This is a genomic window from Nguyenibacter vanlangensis (genome assembly GCF_013376155.1).
GTDB lineage: Bacteria > Pseudomonadota > Alphaproteobacteria > Acetobacterales > Acetobacteraceae > Gluconacetobacter > Gluconacetobacter vanlangensis.
In genome coordinates this window covers 1-531 of the sequence record NZ_JABXXP010001274.1, presented here as the reverse complement: position 1 = coordinate 531, position 531 = coordinate 1, and the positions used below count along the sequence as shown (strand labels likewise).

At 70.2% G+C, this 531-nt stretch carries 1 protein-coding gene; it reads right to left on the bottom strand.

The features are described 5' to 3' along the window. Positions 1-105 precede the first annotated feature (105 nt). Positions 106-531 (bottom strand): quinol:electron acceptor oxidoreductase subunit ActD (locus HUK84_RS22560; protein ID WP_176642083.1); only part of this gene is annotated, 426 nt, incomplete at its 5' end.

Below are 531 nucleotides of genomic sequence, written 5' to 3'. Positions count from 1 at the left end.
CCCGCGCGTCCGACCAGGGCAGGACCTTGCGCTGGTGGCGCATGTCGTCGCACCCGGCGGCGGGCAGCAGGCAGAGCACGGCCAGCAGAAGGCGCCGCCGATCTCTCATTCCCGACGCTCCTCTCGCACACCGGCCTGTTGCGTATCGGCCGCGTATTCCTCGATGCTCGACGCGCCTGCCGCGCCCAGCAGGTCGGCGATCCGCGCTGTCGCCGCGTCGTCGGGGGCCGCGACCGCGACGAACCAGTGATCGATCATCGCCCGGCGGAAGGACGGGTTTTCGTCGACCGGGTCATAGAGGCGCAACAGCCGGGCAGCGACCAGATAGCCCGCGAAACCGCTCAGCATGGCGCCCATGAATCCGGCCTCCAGCGCGAAGGGAATATAGGCCGGCCAGAAGAAATGCGGCCGTCCGCCGATATCCAGCGGATACGCCGCCACCGTGGCATAGGATTGCAGGCCGAACGCGCCCAGCGCGCCGCCCAGCCCGCCCAGCAGCATGACGACCGGCAACCGCGACCCGCCTCCCGT